The following is a 14,420-nucleotide window of genomic DNA, read 5'->3' on the forward strand; positions in this document are numbered from 1 at the left end:
ACCAGCTGTTGTGGACGAGACGTGGACGGGATTCCTACACCCCACCTGTGGTTATGGGCGCCGTGGCCCGGATGGCTAGGACGGTCCGCCTGCGCGCAGCCGGGCAGAGATCTTGGCGTTGGCCGCCTCGTCACCGCCCTTGAGGAACTTCGCGTACGCCCGGAACAGCACTGCGACGCTGTGGCCGGCGCGCTCAGCTACGAGCTGTGGCTCCACACCAGAGCTGAGCCATGTGGAGACAGCGGCGTGGCGAAGGTCATATGGCCGCTTGGCGAGCCTCGATGCCAGCTCACCGGAGGTGAGCACGTCCGCGCGTGCGCGGGCCCAGGCCTCGCCGTAGCCGCTTTCCTGCACCATGCCGCCGCGTGCAGTGCGGAACAGGCGACCGTCCGGCGCCGTGCCGAACCGGATGACGTGCCAGCGAAGTAGGGCCACCAGCTCCGGCGGTATCGGAACGTACCGAACCGCCTTGCGTGACCGGTGCTTCAACCCCCTCTGGTCGTGAGCCTCACCGCTGTCCGTCCAGGCCGTGCCCGAGCGCGCTCGGCTCTCGTTCAGCCGCAGCATGCCCCAGCCTCGCCGCGGCAGTTCACAGTCCCGCAGCTTGAGCCCGACCGTCTCGCCGAGGCGAGAGGCGGCGTAGTAGATGCAGCCGAGCGCTTCCAGGTGACGCCCTCGCGTTCCCTGCGCCCGGACGCCGGCCAAGAGGGCGGCGGCGTGCGCAGGGTCCGGAACGAACGCTGGGTTGGTGAGGTGCAGCAGATCCAGGAACTCCGGCGTGTCCGCCCACGAGTCCAGCCGTACCGGAACATCAGGGGTGGCCTGCGCCATGTCGTCTCCCCGTGAGGGGCCAGCGCTTCGCCAGGAGTAGATCACGTACCCCTGACAGGATGGCGCGAGTGTCCTCGACTGCTCGTCCTGGCGCCGCGCAACGAGAAGACCCCCCGTTGTCCTGCGGAAACGCAGGACAACGGGGGGTCTGTATCGCCGTCCCTTCGGCCCGCCACATCTGCCCGAGCCGAAACGGCGCGAGCTGTCAGACGGGCGTGCCCGGAATGGGCGTGAACCCGGGGGCACACGCCGATCCGATGTTCCCCGAGGTCAGGGGCGTTCCGGACGAGATGGCGCATCGGGCCCGGTGGATCACCCCATCGCCGGCCACCAGGGTGATGAAGAGGGTGCCGGGGTCCGTCTGGGTAGCGGTGACGGCGAGGTCCTCCGTGCACTCCGGAGCACCGGGGACAAGGTCGAGGTCGATCCAGGCGCCAGGATTCCGGAAGTCGTTGAGGAAGGCGTTGCCCCGGCGGTCGGTCGTGGCGCGAATCATGGCTTCGCCCAATCCCTGCGAGTAGTCCACGATGACGGAACTGACGTCGCGCTGCGTGGGCTTGCACACCCTCCCGTCCCCGTCCCCGTACATGTACTCGACGTTGCCGGACAGCTCATGGGCGAGTGTGTTCACCACCGGGCCGTCGTCCGCGGTCGCGGACGGGGCCATGACAGCCCCGGCAAGCACGGCCCCAGTCACTGCTGAGAGGCCCCTGGCGGCCCAAGCGAGCTTCCTCATACTGGCTTTTCCTTTCACGCGTGCGGGGTCCGAGGGACGGACCTTGTCACCGTCACCGGCGTGGGCTCGCGCGGAAAGCCGTGTCCTGTCAGATGGATTGCGAACAAGGGGATGGCCTTTGGCCCTTCCCTGCGCGAACCGGGACGGCATCATTTCGGACTCGAATATCCCGGCAGGCTCCGCAAGCGTGTGCGCGCCGCTCCGAGCCGTCACTCAGGTGAGCGTCGCCGTGCCCCGAACGGTCCACCGCCTGCGATCCGACTGGCTCTGTGGGCCCACCGGACGGTCGTCGTGTTCGGCGCGCACGCCTTGTCGTCCTGATGTCGATGTCTCTGTTCTTCGAGGGAAGGTGGGCGTAGATTCCAGACCTCTACGTCGTGATCGCTGTGTGGGGGGCAGAGGTGGACTGGGGGACTCTCGTCGCGACGGTCAGCGGTGGATCCATTGCCATCGCCGGCACCGTGCTGGCCGACTATCTACGCCATCGTCACGAGGACGACCGCGGAGTCGGGGAACGGCGGCGGGCCGTGTACATCGAGTTCATCACCGCCGCCGAGGCATGCCATGCCCGGCTGCGACAGATCGCCCAGACCCCCGGCACGGAAGCCGATCTGGAATCGGCCACTCGCGCGGCATTGAGCGACGCCGCGATCTACGAAGCGCGGGAACGGCTGTTCATCGACGCGAGCACCGGCGTTGCGAGTGCGGGGCAGGCGATGTTCGAGAAGCTCCGTGCACTGCAGCGGGTTGTGGCGGCAGGCGCTGAGCCGGCCTCGACCGCCTTCCACGACGCCTACCACCACTACATCGGAACCGTCTGGACCTATCGGGTTGCCGTTCGCGAGGAACTGGAGGGCAAATCCCTCTCGCCCGCGGCCTTCGGATGGAGCAAGTGGGACGGCACCGACCGGTGCCCGATGTGCCAGGGTGCCGTCGTCACGGGAGCGTGAACGGACTTGAACAGAACAGGTCGCACTCCATGCACCGCCGGACCGGCGGCTCCTCAGTCCGCCAGCCGGAACGCCAGCTGAATCTCCCATTTCGACATGTCGGGCTCCACCCGGGGATCGGTCAGGTACGACTCGGTCCGGCAGCCCCAGTGCTCCACCCCGTCGACCATCGTCATGTCCCACTCCATGCCCTCCCGCGCCGCCCACTCGCGCATCGCGGTGACGACCCCGAAAAGCTGGTCGGGATGGCCGACGTGGGTGACCGTCGCGTAGCGGCCGGCGGGAAGTACGGCCATCCCGATGTCTCCCTCCGGCTCCGGGGTCGAGGCGACCGGTACGCCCGCCTCGACCACCGACTCCCCGTCCATGTCCAACGTGTTGAACCGGAAGAAGGGCGCACCCGCGAACTCCGCCCCCTTGCCCGCCAGCCAGTTGACCAGCTCGGGCAGCCGGTCGGCGATCAGCGCGAAGGCGTCCATCCGCACGGACCCGCGGATGTACGCGTAGAGCTGCTCCTCACGCTCCACGATCGCCGGCCGGATGTCCTGTGTGTGTTTGCTCATGACCTCAACGACTCCGCAGGCGAGGGGAATTCATCGGACGACAGAGACGGGACCAGGGACACAAGTGGGCCAAGGAACGGAGAAGCGACAGCGGGCGCGGGAGGAGGCGTCAGTTGCCCGCGATGTCCTTCACCGCGACGGTTACCGGCGTCGAACCGCTGATGAGCTCCAGTGTCAGCCCCGCCGTCGCCGGAGTTTCCACCATCTCCGCGAGCACCGCCGCCACATCGTCGCGCGGCACCGGGCCGCGTCCCGTCGAGGCCTCCAGCCGTACAAGCCCGGTGCCCGCGTCGTTGGTCAGCGCGCCGGGGCGCAGGATCGTCCACTCGAGGCCGGGACGGGACCGTACGTAGTCGTCCGCGGCGCCCTTGGCCCGCAGGTACGCGTCGAACACCTCGTCGCCCTCGTGCTCTGCGTCGGCGCCCATCGACGACACGACGATGTACCGCCGTACGCCCGTCCGTTCGGCCGCGTCGGCGAAGAGCACCGCTGCGCCGCGGTCCACCGTGTCCTTGCGGCCGACGCCGCTGCCCGGCCCCGCGCCCGCGGCGAAGACCGCGGCGTCCGCGCCCTGCAGTACGGCGGCGACCTCTTCCACCGACGCCGATTCCAGGTCCATCAGCACCGGTTCGGCACCCGCCTCCCGCAGGTCGTTGCCCTGGTCCGGATTCCGGATGAGGCCCGCGACCTCGTGTCCGCCCGCCGAGAGCAACCGTTCGAGACGGAGAGCGATCTGACCGTGTCCTCCAGCGATGACGATGCGCATGTCTACGACGGTACGTCCGAACCGGGGACGGCGCTCAAGGGAATCAGGCGCCGGAGCCGGGCCCAGGTCCCGCGCCCGCCCCGGGCCCGTGTCCGGGCCCGGGGTCGGGGCGTCCCTGGCGCGGCAGTTCGAAGGCGACCTCGGCCGCCGAGTCGCAGTACTCGCGTACCGCGCTCGTGCGGGCCACCACCCGCCCGCGGTGGATGACGATCCGGCTGTACGCGAGCGACAGCACGCCCGAGATCCGTTCGCCGCGCACCGCGAGCAGTTCCGCCGGGAAACCGGCCTCGACCCGCACCTCGGGCAGCCCCATCACCTCGCGGGCCGTGTCGGCCACGCACCCGTACGCGTCGGAGGGCCGCATCCCCGCCTGCGACGACAGCAGGTACGCGGCCTCCAGCGGATCCCCCCGTCCCACCGGGTTGCACACGTCACGCAGCGCACCGCTGCCCGCCGCGACCCGCACGCCCGCCGAGCGCAGCAGCCGCACCGGCGCGTTGCCGCGCTGCTCGACGCCTGCGCAGCCGCCCTGGGGCAGCGAGACGACGGTGACGCCGGCTGCCGCGAGCTGGTCGGCGGTCCTGGAGGCGATGTCGCGTGGCAGCCGGGCGAGTCCGGCGCACGGCCCGATCGTCACGCCCGGCCGCAGCCCGCCGGCCATCGCGGCGAGCCGCGCCAGCCGTGCGGGGTCGTCGCCGTGGGTGTGCAGGTCGACGGGGCAGCCGTGTTCCGCGGCGATCTCGAGGACCGCCTCCACATAACCGGTCGGGTCGGGGTCGGCGTCAGGGCAGCCGCCCACCACACCGGCGCCCATCTTCATCGCGTCCCGCAGGACCGACAGACCGTCGGCCCCCGCGAGGCCCGTCAGCAGCCGCGGCACCGCCACGGCGGTCAGATCGGCCAGCCCGCGCAGGGAACGCCGCGCCTGCAGCACCGCCTCCAGACAGTCGAGGCCCTGTACGTCCCCGATCCGTACGTGCGAGCGCAGGGCCGTCGCCCCGTGGCCCAGCTGCAGCAGCGCTGCCTCGGTGGCACGCCGCTGGACGTCTTCCGTGTCGTAGGAGACAGGCCCGGGAGTCTCCGCGCTGAGAGCCGTGTCGCCGTGGAAGTGGGGTTCGGCGGGGGCGGGCAGCAGCAGGAAGCCGGTCAGATCCAGGCGGGAGGAGTGCGGCGGGAGGCTTCCCGCGGTGCCGACCGCCTCGATGCGGCCGCCGCAGAGCCGGACGTCGACGGTGCGGCCGTCCGTGAGCCGGGCGCCGGAGAGCAGCAGCGCGGCAAAGTCGCCGGTGGCGCCGTCGGGGGGCTGCGGCTGGCTGTCGGGCATCGCGCTCCTGGGTGGGGCGGTCGGGCTCGGACGGCGCGGGCGCCCGGGGGGCGTGGGAGCCGCGGCGTGGGAGCCGGAAAGGATCACACAGCGTGAGTCGAGGGTAGGGGCGCACGCGATGCGCTTCGAGGAGGAGCGCAATAGTCGTACCGGTGGGGTCGCAAGTGGCGTGCGGGACGGGCGTGGTGCCGTCGTGAACGGCGCGCGTCACGCGCAGAGCGCCACCGGGAACGGTGCGCGTCAAGGGCGGGATGCCGGTCGAGAACGACGAGCGTCACCAGCGCGGCGCCCCGGTGGCGCCGCCGCGGCCGACGTCACTGCTCGCTGGGCGGCGGCGGGGGAGGAGGGGCGTCAGCGGGCGGCCGGCGAGGGCCGCGGCGAAGGCCGGTGCGTGGGACGCGAGCGGCCGGAAGGCGGCCGACGGGGCGCGTGGAAACGGATTTGGGCGAACGGCGGCCGACCGTGTAATGTCTTCATCGCTCGCCCCAATAGCTCAGTCGGCAGAGCGTCTCCATGGTAAGGAGAAGGTCTACGGTTCGATTCCGTATTGGGGCTCTGGTGTTCGGTGATCCTCACCTTCGGGTGAGGAGATCCAGCATCGCAGCGGTGTAGCTCAGTCGGTAGAGCAAGCGGCTCATAATCGCTGTGTCACCGGTTCAAGTCCGGTCACCGCTACACACAGTAGCCGATTGTGGGGTCGGTCCTCCGATCGGCTACTCTTTTATGCGTTCATCCGTCCTATCCGTCCAAGGAGCACTCACGTGGCTGCCACCGACGTCCGCCCGAAGATCACGCTGGCCTGCGTGGAGTGCAAGGAGCGGAACTACATCACCAAGAAGAACCGGCGTAACAACCCGGACCGTCTTGAGATGAAGAAGCACTGCCCGCGCTGCAACTCGCACACGGCGCACCGCGAAACGCGCTGAATCAGGCTCGTATACGAGGCCGCCCCCACTGGGGGCGGCCTCGTGTCGTTTGTCGTGCCGTCATTCCGTTGTGGTCAATATCAGGAGGGAGCCAGTCCATGGCGCTCGACCAGTCCTTCGTGGGGCGGACCTATCCGCCCACCGCGCCCTACGAGGTGGGCCGGGAAAAGATCCGCGAGTTCGCAGAGGCGGTGGGTGACACGAACCCCGCTTACACCGACCGCGAGGCAGCGCGCGCCCTCGGTCACGCCGATGTGATCGCTCCGCCGACTTTCGCTTTCACGATCACTTTCAAGGCTGCCGAGCAGGTCATCCAGGACCCTCAGTTGGGGCTGGACTACAGCCGTGTGGTGCATGGCGACCAGAAGTTCGCGTATGTGCGGCCCGTGCGTGCGGGGGACAGGCTGTCGGTCACGTCGACGATCGAGGCCGTCAAGTCCCTTGCGGGCAACGACATCATGGACATCCGCGGTGAGGTCCACGACGAGACCGGTGAACTGGTCGTGACGGCGTGGACGAAGCTGGTGGCGCGCGCCGCCGAGGAGGCGTGATGGCAGCGAAGATCTCTTACGCGGACGTGGAGGCCGGTACCGAGCTGCCGGCGCAGAGCTTCTCCGTGACGCGCGGCACGCTGGTGCAGTACGCGGGTGCCTCCGGCGACTTCAACCCGATCCACTGGAACGAGAAGTTCGCCACCGAAGTCGGGCTGCCGGACGTGATCGCGCACGGCATGTTCACCATGGCGGAGGCGATCCGTGTGGTGACCGACTGGGTCGGCGACCCGGGCGCGGTCGTCGAGTACGGGGTGCGGTTCACCAAGCCGGTCGTCGTACCGAACGACGACAAGGGTGCGCTGATCGAGGTCAGCGGCAAGGTCGCGGCGAAGCTGGACGACAACCGGGTGCGCGTGGACCTCGTCGCGACGAGCGACGGCCAGAAGGTCCTGGGCATGTCCCGCGCGGTGGTGCAGCTCGCCTGACGGACGCGGCAGATGGATGCGGTAAGGGGGTGCTCCGCCAAGGGCGGGGTGCCCCTTACCGCAGTCCGGCCGGACTATTCCCTTGACTTGGTTAGTGATTGACCAATAACTTTGCACCATGGTCAGGATGAGCGCAGAAGAGCGACGCGAGAGCGTGGTCCGTGCCGCGATCACCGAGTTCGCGCGCGCCGGGTACAACGGAACCTCCACCGAGGTGATCGCCAAGCGTGTCGGCGTCTCGCAGCCCTACCTCTTCCGCCTCTTCCCCAACAAGCAGGCCATCTTTCTTGCCGCGTCCTCGCGGTGCCTCGCCGACACCCGGAGCGTGTTCGAGGCGGCGGCCGAGGGGTTGGAGGGCGAGGAGGCCCTCCAGGCGATGGCGGCCGCGTATCAGCGCCTCATCGCCGACGACCCCGAGAAGCTGCTGATGCAGATGCAGATGTACGTCTCCGTGGCGGCCGCGGAGGCAGCCGGCGACCACGATTTCGGTGCGCAGGTGCGATCCGGATGGCTCGAGCTCCATGACGCGGTCCATCTGCTTCTCGGCGCCGACACGAACGAGACGACGACCTTCCTCGCCTACGGGATGCTCAGCAACGTCCTTGTCTCCCTGGGCTTTCCCGCCGACCACCGCATCTGGTCGGGCTTCTACATCGCCGCGCGGCCCGCCGGCGAATGAGCCCGCAGGCTCCCGCTGTGATCCGCGCACGTTCTTGGCCGTGAAAGTTAGTAATCAATAACTAACCCTCTGGGGGAGCAGTGAGTCAAAGCCCGCGGCCCGCACGGCGCACCAGCGCCGTCTGGGCCCTCGTCATCACCAGTGCCGCCGGTTTCATGGCGGCGCTCGACAACCTCGTCGTCACCACAGCCCTACCCTCCATACGCAAGGACCTCGGCGGAGCGCTGGAGGACCTGGAATGGACCGTGAGCGCCTACACGCTCACCTTCGCCGTCCTGCTGATGTTCGGTGCGGCTCTCGGCGACCGCTTCGGCCGTCGGAGGCTGTTCATGGCGGGCCTGGCCGTCTTCACCGGCGCGTCGGCCGCAGCCGCTCTCGCCTCGGGCATCGATGCCCTCATCGCCGCGCGCGCGGTCCAGGGCGTCGGCGCGGCGATCATGATGCCGCTCACGCTGACCCTGCTCACCACCGCCGTACCGGCCGCCCGCCGCGGCGCCGTGCTCGGCATCTTCAGTGCCGTCACCGGCGTGGCCGTCGCCACCGGACCTCTCATCGGCGGCAGCCTCACCGAGCACATCTCGTGGCAGTGGATCTTCTGGTTGAACGTCCCCATAGGCCTTGCCCTGCTGCCGCTCGCCCGGCTGCGCCTCGACGAGTCGTTCGCCCCCGACGCCCGGCTGGACGTCCCAGGGACCCTGCTCGTCAGTGGCGGCCTGTTCGGCATCGTCTACGCACTGGTCAACGGCAACGCCGACGGCTGGTCCAGCACCAGGATTCTCTTCTGCCTGACCGCCGGCACCGTGCTGCTCACCGCCTTCGTGTGGCACGGCTCCGCAGCCGGGAAACCCATGCTCCCCATGAGGCTCTTCCGCAGCCGCGCCTTCTTCGGGATCAACATCGCGAGCTTGCTGATGTTCCTGGGCATGTTCGGCTCAATATTCCTGCTCAGCCAGTTCCTGCAGGGAGTGGTCGGCTATTCGCCCACCGAGGCAGGATTGCGGATGCTGCCCTGGACCGGCATGTCGCTGCTGGTGGCGCCGGTCGCCGGCATCCTTTCCGACCGGATCGGCGGCCGTCCGGTCGTCACCGCGGGTCTCGCGCTCCAGGCGGTCGGCCTCGTCCTCTTCGCCCTGGTCCTCGAACCCGGCGTCTCGTACGCGGCGCTACTGCCCGCGCTCGTCGTCAGCGGTGTCGGCATGGCGCTCTACTTCGCACCTGCCGCCAGCGTGGTCCTGTCCAGCGTGCGGCCCGCGGAACTGGGCATCGCCTCCGGGGCCAACAACGCCCTGCGCGAGGTCGGCGGCGCTCTCGGCATCGCGGTGCTCGGCGCGGTCTTCGCCGCCCAGGGGGGTTACGAGTCCCCCCAGGCCTTCTCCGACGGAACGGTGCCCGCGGTCTGGCTCGGCGCCGGGGTGCTCGCGCTCGCGGCCCTGGTGGCGCTGCTGATTCCCAAGGGCCGGATCGTCTTTGACGATCACCCGGAGGCGGCCGGTACGACCGGGCCCGCGGCCGACGGCGAACGCGCACCCGTCACGGTCTGAGCCGGTCCGGTACCTCGCGGTCTGAGCCGGCCGGTGCCTCACGGTCCGAGTGGGCCAGTAACTCGCGGTCCGCGGCCCCGCCCGAGCGGCGGCGGCGTGGACCGTACTCTTGTCCCCGTGCAGGAACTTCACGACGCCCCCCTCGCCCCCCTGACCACCTTCCGGCTCGGCGGTCCCGCGACACGCCTCGTCACGGCCACCACCGACGACGAGGTGATCGCCGCCGTGCGTGAGGCGGACGAGGCCGGTACGCCGCTGCTGATCATCGGCGGCGGCAGCAACCTGGTCATCGGCGACAAGGGCTTCGAGGGCACCGCGCTGCGCATCGCGACCCGCGGTTTCGAGCTCGACGGCACCCGGCTGGAGCTGGCCGCCGGGGAGACCTGGACCGACGCCGTCGCCCGGACCGTCGAGGCGGGCCTCGCGGGCATCGAGTGCCTGGCCGGCATCCCCGGCTCCGCGGGCGCGACCCCGATCCAGAACGTCGGCGCGTACGGCCAGGAGGTCTCCTCGACGATCACCGAGGTGGTCGCCTACGACCGCCACGACGGCGAAACGGTCACCCTCGCGAACGCCGAATGCGGCTTCTCCTATCGCCACAGCCGCTTCAAGCAGGACCCCGACCGGTATGTCGTGCTGCGCGTCCGCTTCCTGCTGGAGGACGCGGGCGGCCTGTCCGCGCCCGTGAAGTACGCGGAGACCGCCCGCGTCCTCGGCGTCGAGGTGGGCGACCGCGTCCCGGCCGCCACCGCCCGGGAAACGGTGCTCGGGCTGCGCGCCGGCAAGGGTATGGTGCTCGACCCCGAGGACCACGACACGTGGTCGGCCGGTTCCTTCTTCACCAACCCGATTCTCACGGCCGCCGAGTACGAGGTTTTCCTCGGCCGCGTACGGGACCGGCTCGGCGACGGCATCGCCCCGCCCGCCTACCCGTCCGGCGACGGCCTCACGAAGACCTCGGCCGCGTGGCTGATCGACAAGGCAGGCTTCACCAAGGGGTACGGCTCCGGCCCGGCCCGCATCTCGACCAAGCACACGCTCGCCCTCACGAACAGGGGCGAGGCCACCACGGAGGACCTGCTCGCGCTGGCCCGCGAGGTGGTCGCGGGAGTGCGGGACGCCTTCGGCGTGACCCTCGTCAACGAGCCGGTGACGGTCGGCGTCAGCCTGTAGGTATCGGCGTCAGCCTGTAGGTACCGGACAGCCCCCTAGTAGGCGACGCCCACGCCGTGCTTGAGCGTTGCCGGGTCGTCGATCATCGCGAGCATCGCGTGCGCCACGTCCGCCCGGCCGATGGTCCGGCCGCTGCGTGGGGTGCCGCCGACAACCGTGCGGTAGCTGCCGGTCAGCGGCCTGTCGAGCAGCCTGGGCGGCCGGACGGAGGTCCAGTCGGTGGCGCTGCGGGCCAGCTCGTCCTCCATGACCCGCAGATCCGCGTAGACGTCCCTGAGCACGGATTTGACCACGGAGAGTACGGCCCGGTCGACGAGGGGCTGTCGCTCCGGAACCGGTCCGAGCGGTCCCGCGCTCACCACGAGCAGCCGGCGGGTCCCCGCGGCCTCCATCGCCTCCAGTACCGAACGCGTCAGCCTGGTCGCGATCCCCGCGTCGGTCTTCTTCCGGGCACCGAGACCGGAGAGCACAGCGTCCCGTCCGGCTACGGCCGGGCAAAGCGCCTGCGGGTCCGCCAGGTCCGAGCGGAAGACCTCGAGCCCCGGGCCCGTCACCGTGAACCGCGAGGGATCCCGCACCACGGCCGTGACCTGGTGGCTGGCCGCCAGTCCCTGCTTGACGATCTCCTGGCCGATCCCGCCGGTCGCGCCGAACACTGTGAGCCTCATCGTGCACACCCTCCTAGGGTGGGTAAGTGTTCACTCACCTCTACGGTGAGTGTGTACTCACCCACCCGTCAAGCCCTCTCTGGAGCGCGCATGGAGCAAAAGCCGACCCGCGTACGGATCGTCGACGCCGCCCGCGAACTGATGCTCTCCCTCGGCCTGGCGCGCACGACCACCAAGGAGATCGCCAAGGCCGCCGGCTGTTCGGAGGCGGCGCTCTACAAGCACTTCTCCAGCAAGGAGGAGCTGTTCGTGACGGTGCTCGGCGAGCGGTTGCCAGGACTCGGCGCACTGCTGGGCACACTGGCCGCCGACCCCGGCGGCGCGAGCGTCGAGCAGAACCTCACCGACATCGCCCGGCAGGCCGCGCTCTTCTACGAGCAGACCTTTCCGATGGCCGCGTCCCTGTACGCGGACCCCCAGCTCAAACGCCGCCACGAGGCGGCCATGCGCGAGCTGGGCGTGGGCCCGCACAAGCCGATCGAGGGCCTTGACGCCTATCTGCGCGCCGAGCGCGACGCGGGCCGTATCAGCGCCGACGCCGACACCCGGGCCGCCGCCTCCCTGCTGCTCGGCGCCTGCGCACAGCGCGCGTTCGCCTACGAGATGACCGCGGACGGCAAGCCGCCCCGGCTCGACGACTTCGCAGCGGCCCTTGCGCGCACACTGCTGCGCGGCATCTCCCCGGCCTGATCCAAACGAAAGATTCGCCGGCTCCTCGCCGAGTGTCCCGCCCGAGTCCGGAATACCTGCCCGAGTCGGAGCAGCTGCCCGAGCTCCTCTCAGAGGCGCCCTGGCTCACCAACCCGTCGCCCCGTCGACGACCGGCCCCGCCAGCCAGTCGTCGATCCCCGAGAGCAGCTTTCGCCTGACGTCCTCCGGTGCTGCGGAAGCGCGCACCGACTGGCGGGCCAGTTCGGCGAGGTCGGCGTCCGCGAACCCGTGGTGGCGGCGGGCGAACTCGTACTGGGCCGCGAGGCGGGAGCCGAAGAGCAGCGGGTCGTCCGCGCCGAGGGCCATCGGGACGCCCGCATCGTAGAGCGTCCGCAGCGGTACGTCCTCCGGCTTCTCGTAGACGCCGAGGGCCACGTTCGACGCCGGGCAGACCTCGCACGTCACGCCGCGCTCGGCCAGCTTCCGCAGCAGACGCGGGTCCTCCGCCGCGCGCACGCCGTGGCCGATGCGGGCGGCGTGCAGATCGTCGAGGCAGTCCCGTACGGACGCGGGCCCGGTCAGCTCGCCGCCGTGCGGGGCCGCCAGCAGGCCGCCCTCACGGGCGATCGCGAAGGCGCGGTCGAAGTCGCGGGCCATGCCCCGCCGTTCGTCGTTGGACAGGCCGAAGCCGACGATGCCGCGGTCCGCGTACCGCACCGCGAGCCGGGCGAGCGTACGGGCGTCCAGCGGATGCTTCATCCGGTTCGCGGCGACCAGCACCCGCATCCCGAGACCGGTCTCCCGCGAGGCGCTGTCCACGGCGTCGAGAATGATCTCCAGCGCCGGGATCAGACCTCCGAGCCGTGGTGCGTACGACGTCGGGTCGACCTGGATCTCCAGCCAGCCCGAGCCGTCGTTGATGTCCTCCTCCGCCGCCTCGCGCACCAGTCGCTGGATGTCCTCCGGTTCGCGCAGGCAGGAGCGGGCCATGTCGTACAGCCGCTGGAAGCGGAACCAGCCCCGCTCGTCCGTGGCGCGCAGCTTGGGCGGCTCGCCGCCGGTGAGCGCCTCCGGCAGGTGCACGCCGTACTTGTCGGCGAGTTCCAGGAGGGTGGCGGGCCGCATCGACCCGGTGAAGTGCAGATGCAGATGGGCTTTCGGCAGCAGGCTGACGTCTCGTACGTGCGGGGGGTCTGAAGAGTGCACCATTCAGGGATCCTGCCGCACGAAACCCGTCCCGGGCAGCCCCTTTCCCCGATCGGGTCCTTGCTCGAACGCAGAAACGGGCCCCCGGCCGAAGCCGGAGGCCCGTCCCGCACAGGAAGGGATCAGTCGCGGGCCTCGGCCAGCAGCTTCTGGATCCTGGAGACGCCCTCGACCAGGTCCTCGTCGCCCAGGGCGTACGAAAGACGAAGGTAGCCGGGGGTGCCGAAGGCCTCGCCCGGAACGACCGCGACCTCGACCTCGTCGAGGATCAGGGCCGCGAGCTCCACGGAGTCCTGCGGGCGCTTCCCACGGATCTCCTTGCCCAGCAGGCCCTTCACGGACGGGTACGCGTAGAACGCGCCCTCGGGGGTCGGGCAGAGCACGCCGTCGATCTCGTTGAGCATGCGCACGATGGTCTGGCGGCGGCGGTCGAAGGCCTCCCGCATCTTCGCGACGGCGGCCAGGTCGCCGGAAACGGCGGCCAGCGCGGCGACCTGCGCCACGTTGGAGACGTTCGACGTGGCGTGCGACTGCAGGTTGGTCGCCGCCTTCACGACGTCCTTCGGGCCGATGATCCACCCCACGCGCCAGCCCGTCATGGCGTACGTCTTCGCGACGCCGTTCACCACGATGCACTTCTCGCGCAGCGCCGGGACGAGGGCGGGCAGCGAGGTGAACTTCGCGTCGCCGTAGACCAGGTGCTCGTAGATCTCGTCGGTCAGCACCCACAGACCGTGCTCGGCGGCCCACTCGCCGATCGCGAGGGCGTCGGCCTCGCTGTAGACGGCGCCGGTGGGGTTGGACGGCGAGACGAAGAGGACGACCTTGGTCTTCTCCGTACGCGCGGCCTCGAGCTGCTCGACGGAGACGCGGTAACCGGTGGTCTCGTCCGCAACGACCTCGACCGGGACGCCGCCCGCGAGGCGGATCGACTCCGGGTAGGTGGTCCAGTACGGCGCCGGGACGATGACCTCGTCACCCGGGTCCAGGATCGCGGCGAACGCCTCGTAGATCGCCTGCTTGCCGCCGTTGGTCACCAGGATCTGGGCCGGGTCGACCTCGTAGCCGGAGTCGCGCAGCGTCTTCTCGGCGATGGCCTTCTTCAACTCGGGCAGGCCGCCCGCCGGCGTGTAGCGGTGGAACTTCGGGTTGCGGCAGGCCTCGACGGCGGCCTCGACGATGTAGTCGGGCGTCGGGAAGTCGGGCTCGCCCGCGCCGAAGCCGATCACCGGACGCCCGGCGGCCTTGAGAGCCTTGGCCTTGGCGTCGACGGCGAGGGTTGCGGACTCGGAGATCGCGCCGATGCGCGCGGAGACCCGGCGCTCGGTGGGAGGGGTTGCAGCGCTCATGCGGCCCATGCTCCCAGACGCCGAAGACACGCGGCACACAGGTTTCGCGGACCGGACATCTCCGGCCGCCCTCCGCAT

General features: G+C 70.2%; 16 protein-coding genes and 2 tRNA genes. 10 read left to right on the top strand and 8 right to left on the bottom strand.

The genetic code is table 11. The features are described 5' to 3' along the window. Positions 1 to 75 precede the first annotated feature (75 nt). Together ABZ070_RS13885 and ABZ070_RS13890 are read right to left on the bottom strand one after the other, a co-directional pair. Positions 76 to 831, bottom strand: coding sequence for a hypothetical protein (locus tag ABZ070_RS13885; RefSeq protein WP_356633328.1), 756 nt, complete (start codon positions 829 to 831; stop codon positions 76 to 78). 205 nt (positions 832 to 1,036) lie between these two features. Next, positions 1,037 to 1,498, bottom strand: coding sequence for a hypothetical protein (locus ABZ070_RS13890; protein ID WP_356633330.1), 462 nt, complete (start codon positions 1,496 to 1,498; stop codon positions 1,037 to 1,039). 596 nt (positions 1,499 to 2,094) lie between these two features. Between ABZ070_RS13890 and ABZ070_RS13895 the strand changes: the two genes are divergently transcribed. Continuing rightward, a complete protein-coding gene (locus ABZ070_RS13895; RefSeq protein ID WP_356633332.1) occupies positions 2,095 to 2,517 on the top strand; it encodes a CchlQ in 423 nt (140 codons plus the stop codon). Between the two features lie 53 nt (positions 2,518 to 2,570). Here ABZ070_RS13895 and ABZ070_RS13900 read toward each other — a convergent pair whose 3' ends face one another. From ABZ070_RS13900 to ABZ070_RS13910, 3 genes are all read right to left on the bottom strand, one after another. Then, positions 2,571 to 3,080 (bottom strand): GyrI-like domain-containing protein, encoded by a 510-nt coding sequence (locus tag ABZ070_RS13900; protein ID WP_356633334.1) that lies wholly within the window; start codon positions 3,078 to 3,080, stop codon positions 2,571 to 2,573. A gap of 109 nt (positions 3,081 to 3,189) precedes the next feature. Continuing rightward, positions 3,190 to 3,846: an SDR family oxidoreductase gene (locus tag ABZ070_RS13905; RefSeq protein WP_356633336.1), complete on the bottom strand. Its 657-nt coding sequence runs from the start codon at positions 3,844 to 3,846 to the stop codon at positions 3,190 to 3,192. A 43-nt stretch (positions 3,847 to 3,889) separates the two neighbouring features. Then, positions 3,890 to 5,170 (bottom strand): amidohydrolase family protein, encoded by a 1,281-nt coding sequence (locus ABZ070_RS13910; RefSeq protein WP_356633338.1) that lies wholly within the window; start codon positions 5,168 to 5,170, stop codon positions 3,890 to 3,892. 482 nt (positions 5,171 to 5,652) lie between these two features. Between ABZ070_RS13910 and ABZ070_RS13915 the strand changes: the two genes are divergently transcribed. The 8 genes from ABZ070_RS13915 (at position 5,653) to ABZ070_RS13950 (ending at position 10,468) form a co-directional block, all read left to right on the top strand. Continuing rightward, positions 5,653 to 5,725 (top strand) — tRNA-Thr (locus ABZ070_RS13915). Between the two features lie 47 nt (positions 5,726 to 5,772). Then, positions 5,773 to 5,845, top strand: a tRNA-Met gene (locus ABZ070_RS13920). A gap of 86 nt (positions 5,846 to 5,931) precedes the next feature. Then, on the top strand, positions 5,932 to 6,096 hold the full coding sequence (gene rpmG / locus ABZ070_RS13925; RefSeq protein ID WP_003956487.1) for a 50S ribosomal protein L33: 165 nt from the start codon (positions 5,932 to 5,934) through the stop codon (positions 6,094 to 6,096). 98 nt (positions 6,097 to 6,194) lie between these two features. Beyond that, entirely contained in the window at positions 6,195 to 6,647 is a 453-nt protein-coding gene (locus ABZ070_RS13930; protein WP_356633340.1) for a MaoC family dehydratase N-terminal domain-containing protein, read from the top strand. After that, positions 6,647 to 7,075, top strand: a complete 429-nt coding sequence (locus ABZ070_RS13935; protein WP_356633342.1) for a MaoC family dehydratase — start codon at positions 6,647 to 6,649, stop codon at positions 7,073 to 7,075. Before ABZ070_RS13930 ends, ABZ070_RS13935 begins: the two co-directional genes overlap by 1 nt. A gap of 127 nt (positions 7,076 to 7,202) precedes the next feature. Then, positions 7,203 to 7,754, top strand: a complete 552-nt coding sequence (locus ABZ070_RS13940) for a TetR/AcrR family transcriptional regulator (protein ID WP_356633344.1) — start codon at positions 7,203 to 7,205, stop codon at positions 7,752 to 7,754. 80 nt (positions 7,755 to 7,834) lie between these two features. Then, entirely contained in the window at positions 7,835 to 9,295 is a 1,461-nt protein-coding gene (locus ABZ070_RS13945) for a DHA2 family efflux MFS transporter permease subunit (protein ID WP_356633346.1), read from the top strand. A 117-nt stretch (positions 9,296 to 9,412) separates the two neighbouring features. Continuing rightward, positions 9,413 to 10,468: a UDP-N-acetylmuramate dehydrogenase gene (locus tag ABZ070_RS13950; RefSeq protein ID WP_356633348.1), complete on the top strand. Its 1,056-nt coding sequence runs from the start codon at positions 9,413 to 9,415 to the stop codon at positions 10,466 to 10,468. Between the two features lie 35 nt (positions 10,469 to 10,503). On the opposite strand, the gene ABZ070_RS13955 is transcribed toward ABZ070_RS13950, so the two are convergent. Continuing rightward, positions 10,504 to 11,136: an NAD(P)H-binding protein gene (locus ABZ070_RS13955; protein ID WP_356633350.1), complete on the bottom strand. Its 633-nt coding sequence runs from the start codon at positions 11,134 to 11,136 to the stop codon at positions 10,504 to 10,506. 90 nt (positions 11,137 to 11,226) lie between these two features. On the opposite strand from ABZ070_RS13955, the gene ABZ070_RS13960 reads away from it, so the two are divergent. Beyond that, complete coding sequence (locus tag ABZ070_RS13960) at positions 11,227 to 11,826, top strand: helix-turn-helix domain-containing protein (RefSeq protein WP_356633352.1); 600 nt, start codon at positions 11,227 to 11,229, stop codon at positions 11,824 to 11,826. A 105-nt stretch (positions 11,827 to 11,931) separates the two neighbouring features. On the opposite strand, the gene ABZ070_RS13965 is transcribed toward ABZ070_RS13960, so the two are convergent. Together ABZ070_RS13965 and ABZ070_RS13970 are read right to left on the bottom strand one after the other, a co-directional pair. After that, on the bottom strand, positions 11,932 to 12,996 hold the full coding sequence (locus ABZ070_RS13965; protein ID WP_356633354.1) for an adenosine deaminase: 1,065 nt from the start codon (positions 12,994 to 12,996) through the stop codon (positions 11,932 to 11,934). A gap of 119 nt (positions 12,997 to 13,115) precedes the next feature. Then, on the bottom strand, positions 13,116 to 14,342 hold the full coding sequence (locus tag ABZ070_RS13970; RefSeq protein ID WP_356633356.1) for a pyridoxal phosphate-dependent aminotransferase: 1,227 nt from the start codon (positions 14,340 to 14,342) through the stop codon (positions 13,116 to 13,118). Positions 14,343 to 14,420 lie beyond the last annotated feature (78 nt).

The sequence above is a fragment of the Streptomyces sp. NPDC006283 genome (assembly GCF_040613325.1).
Lineage (GTDB): Bacteria > Actinomycetota > Actinomycetes > Streptomycetales > Streptomycetaceae > Streptomyces.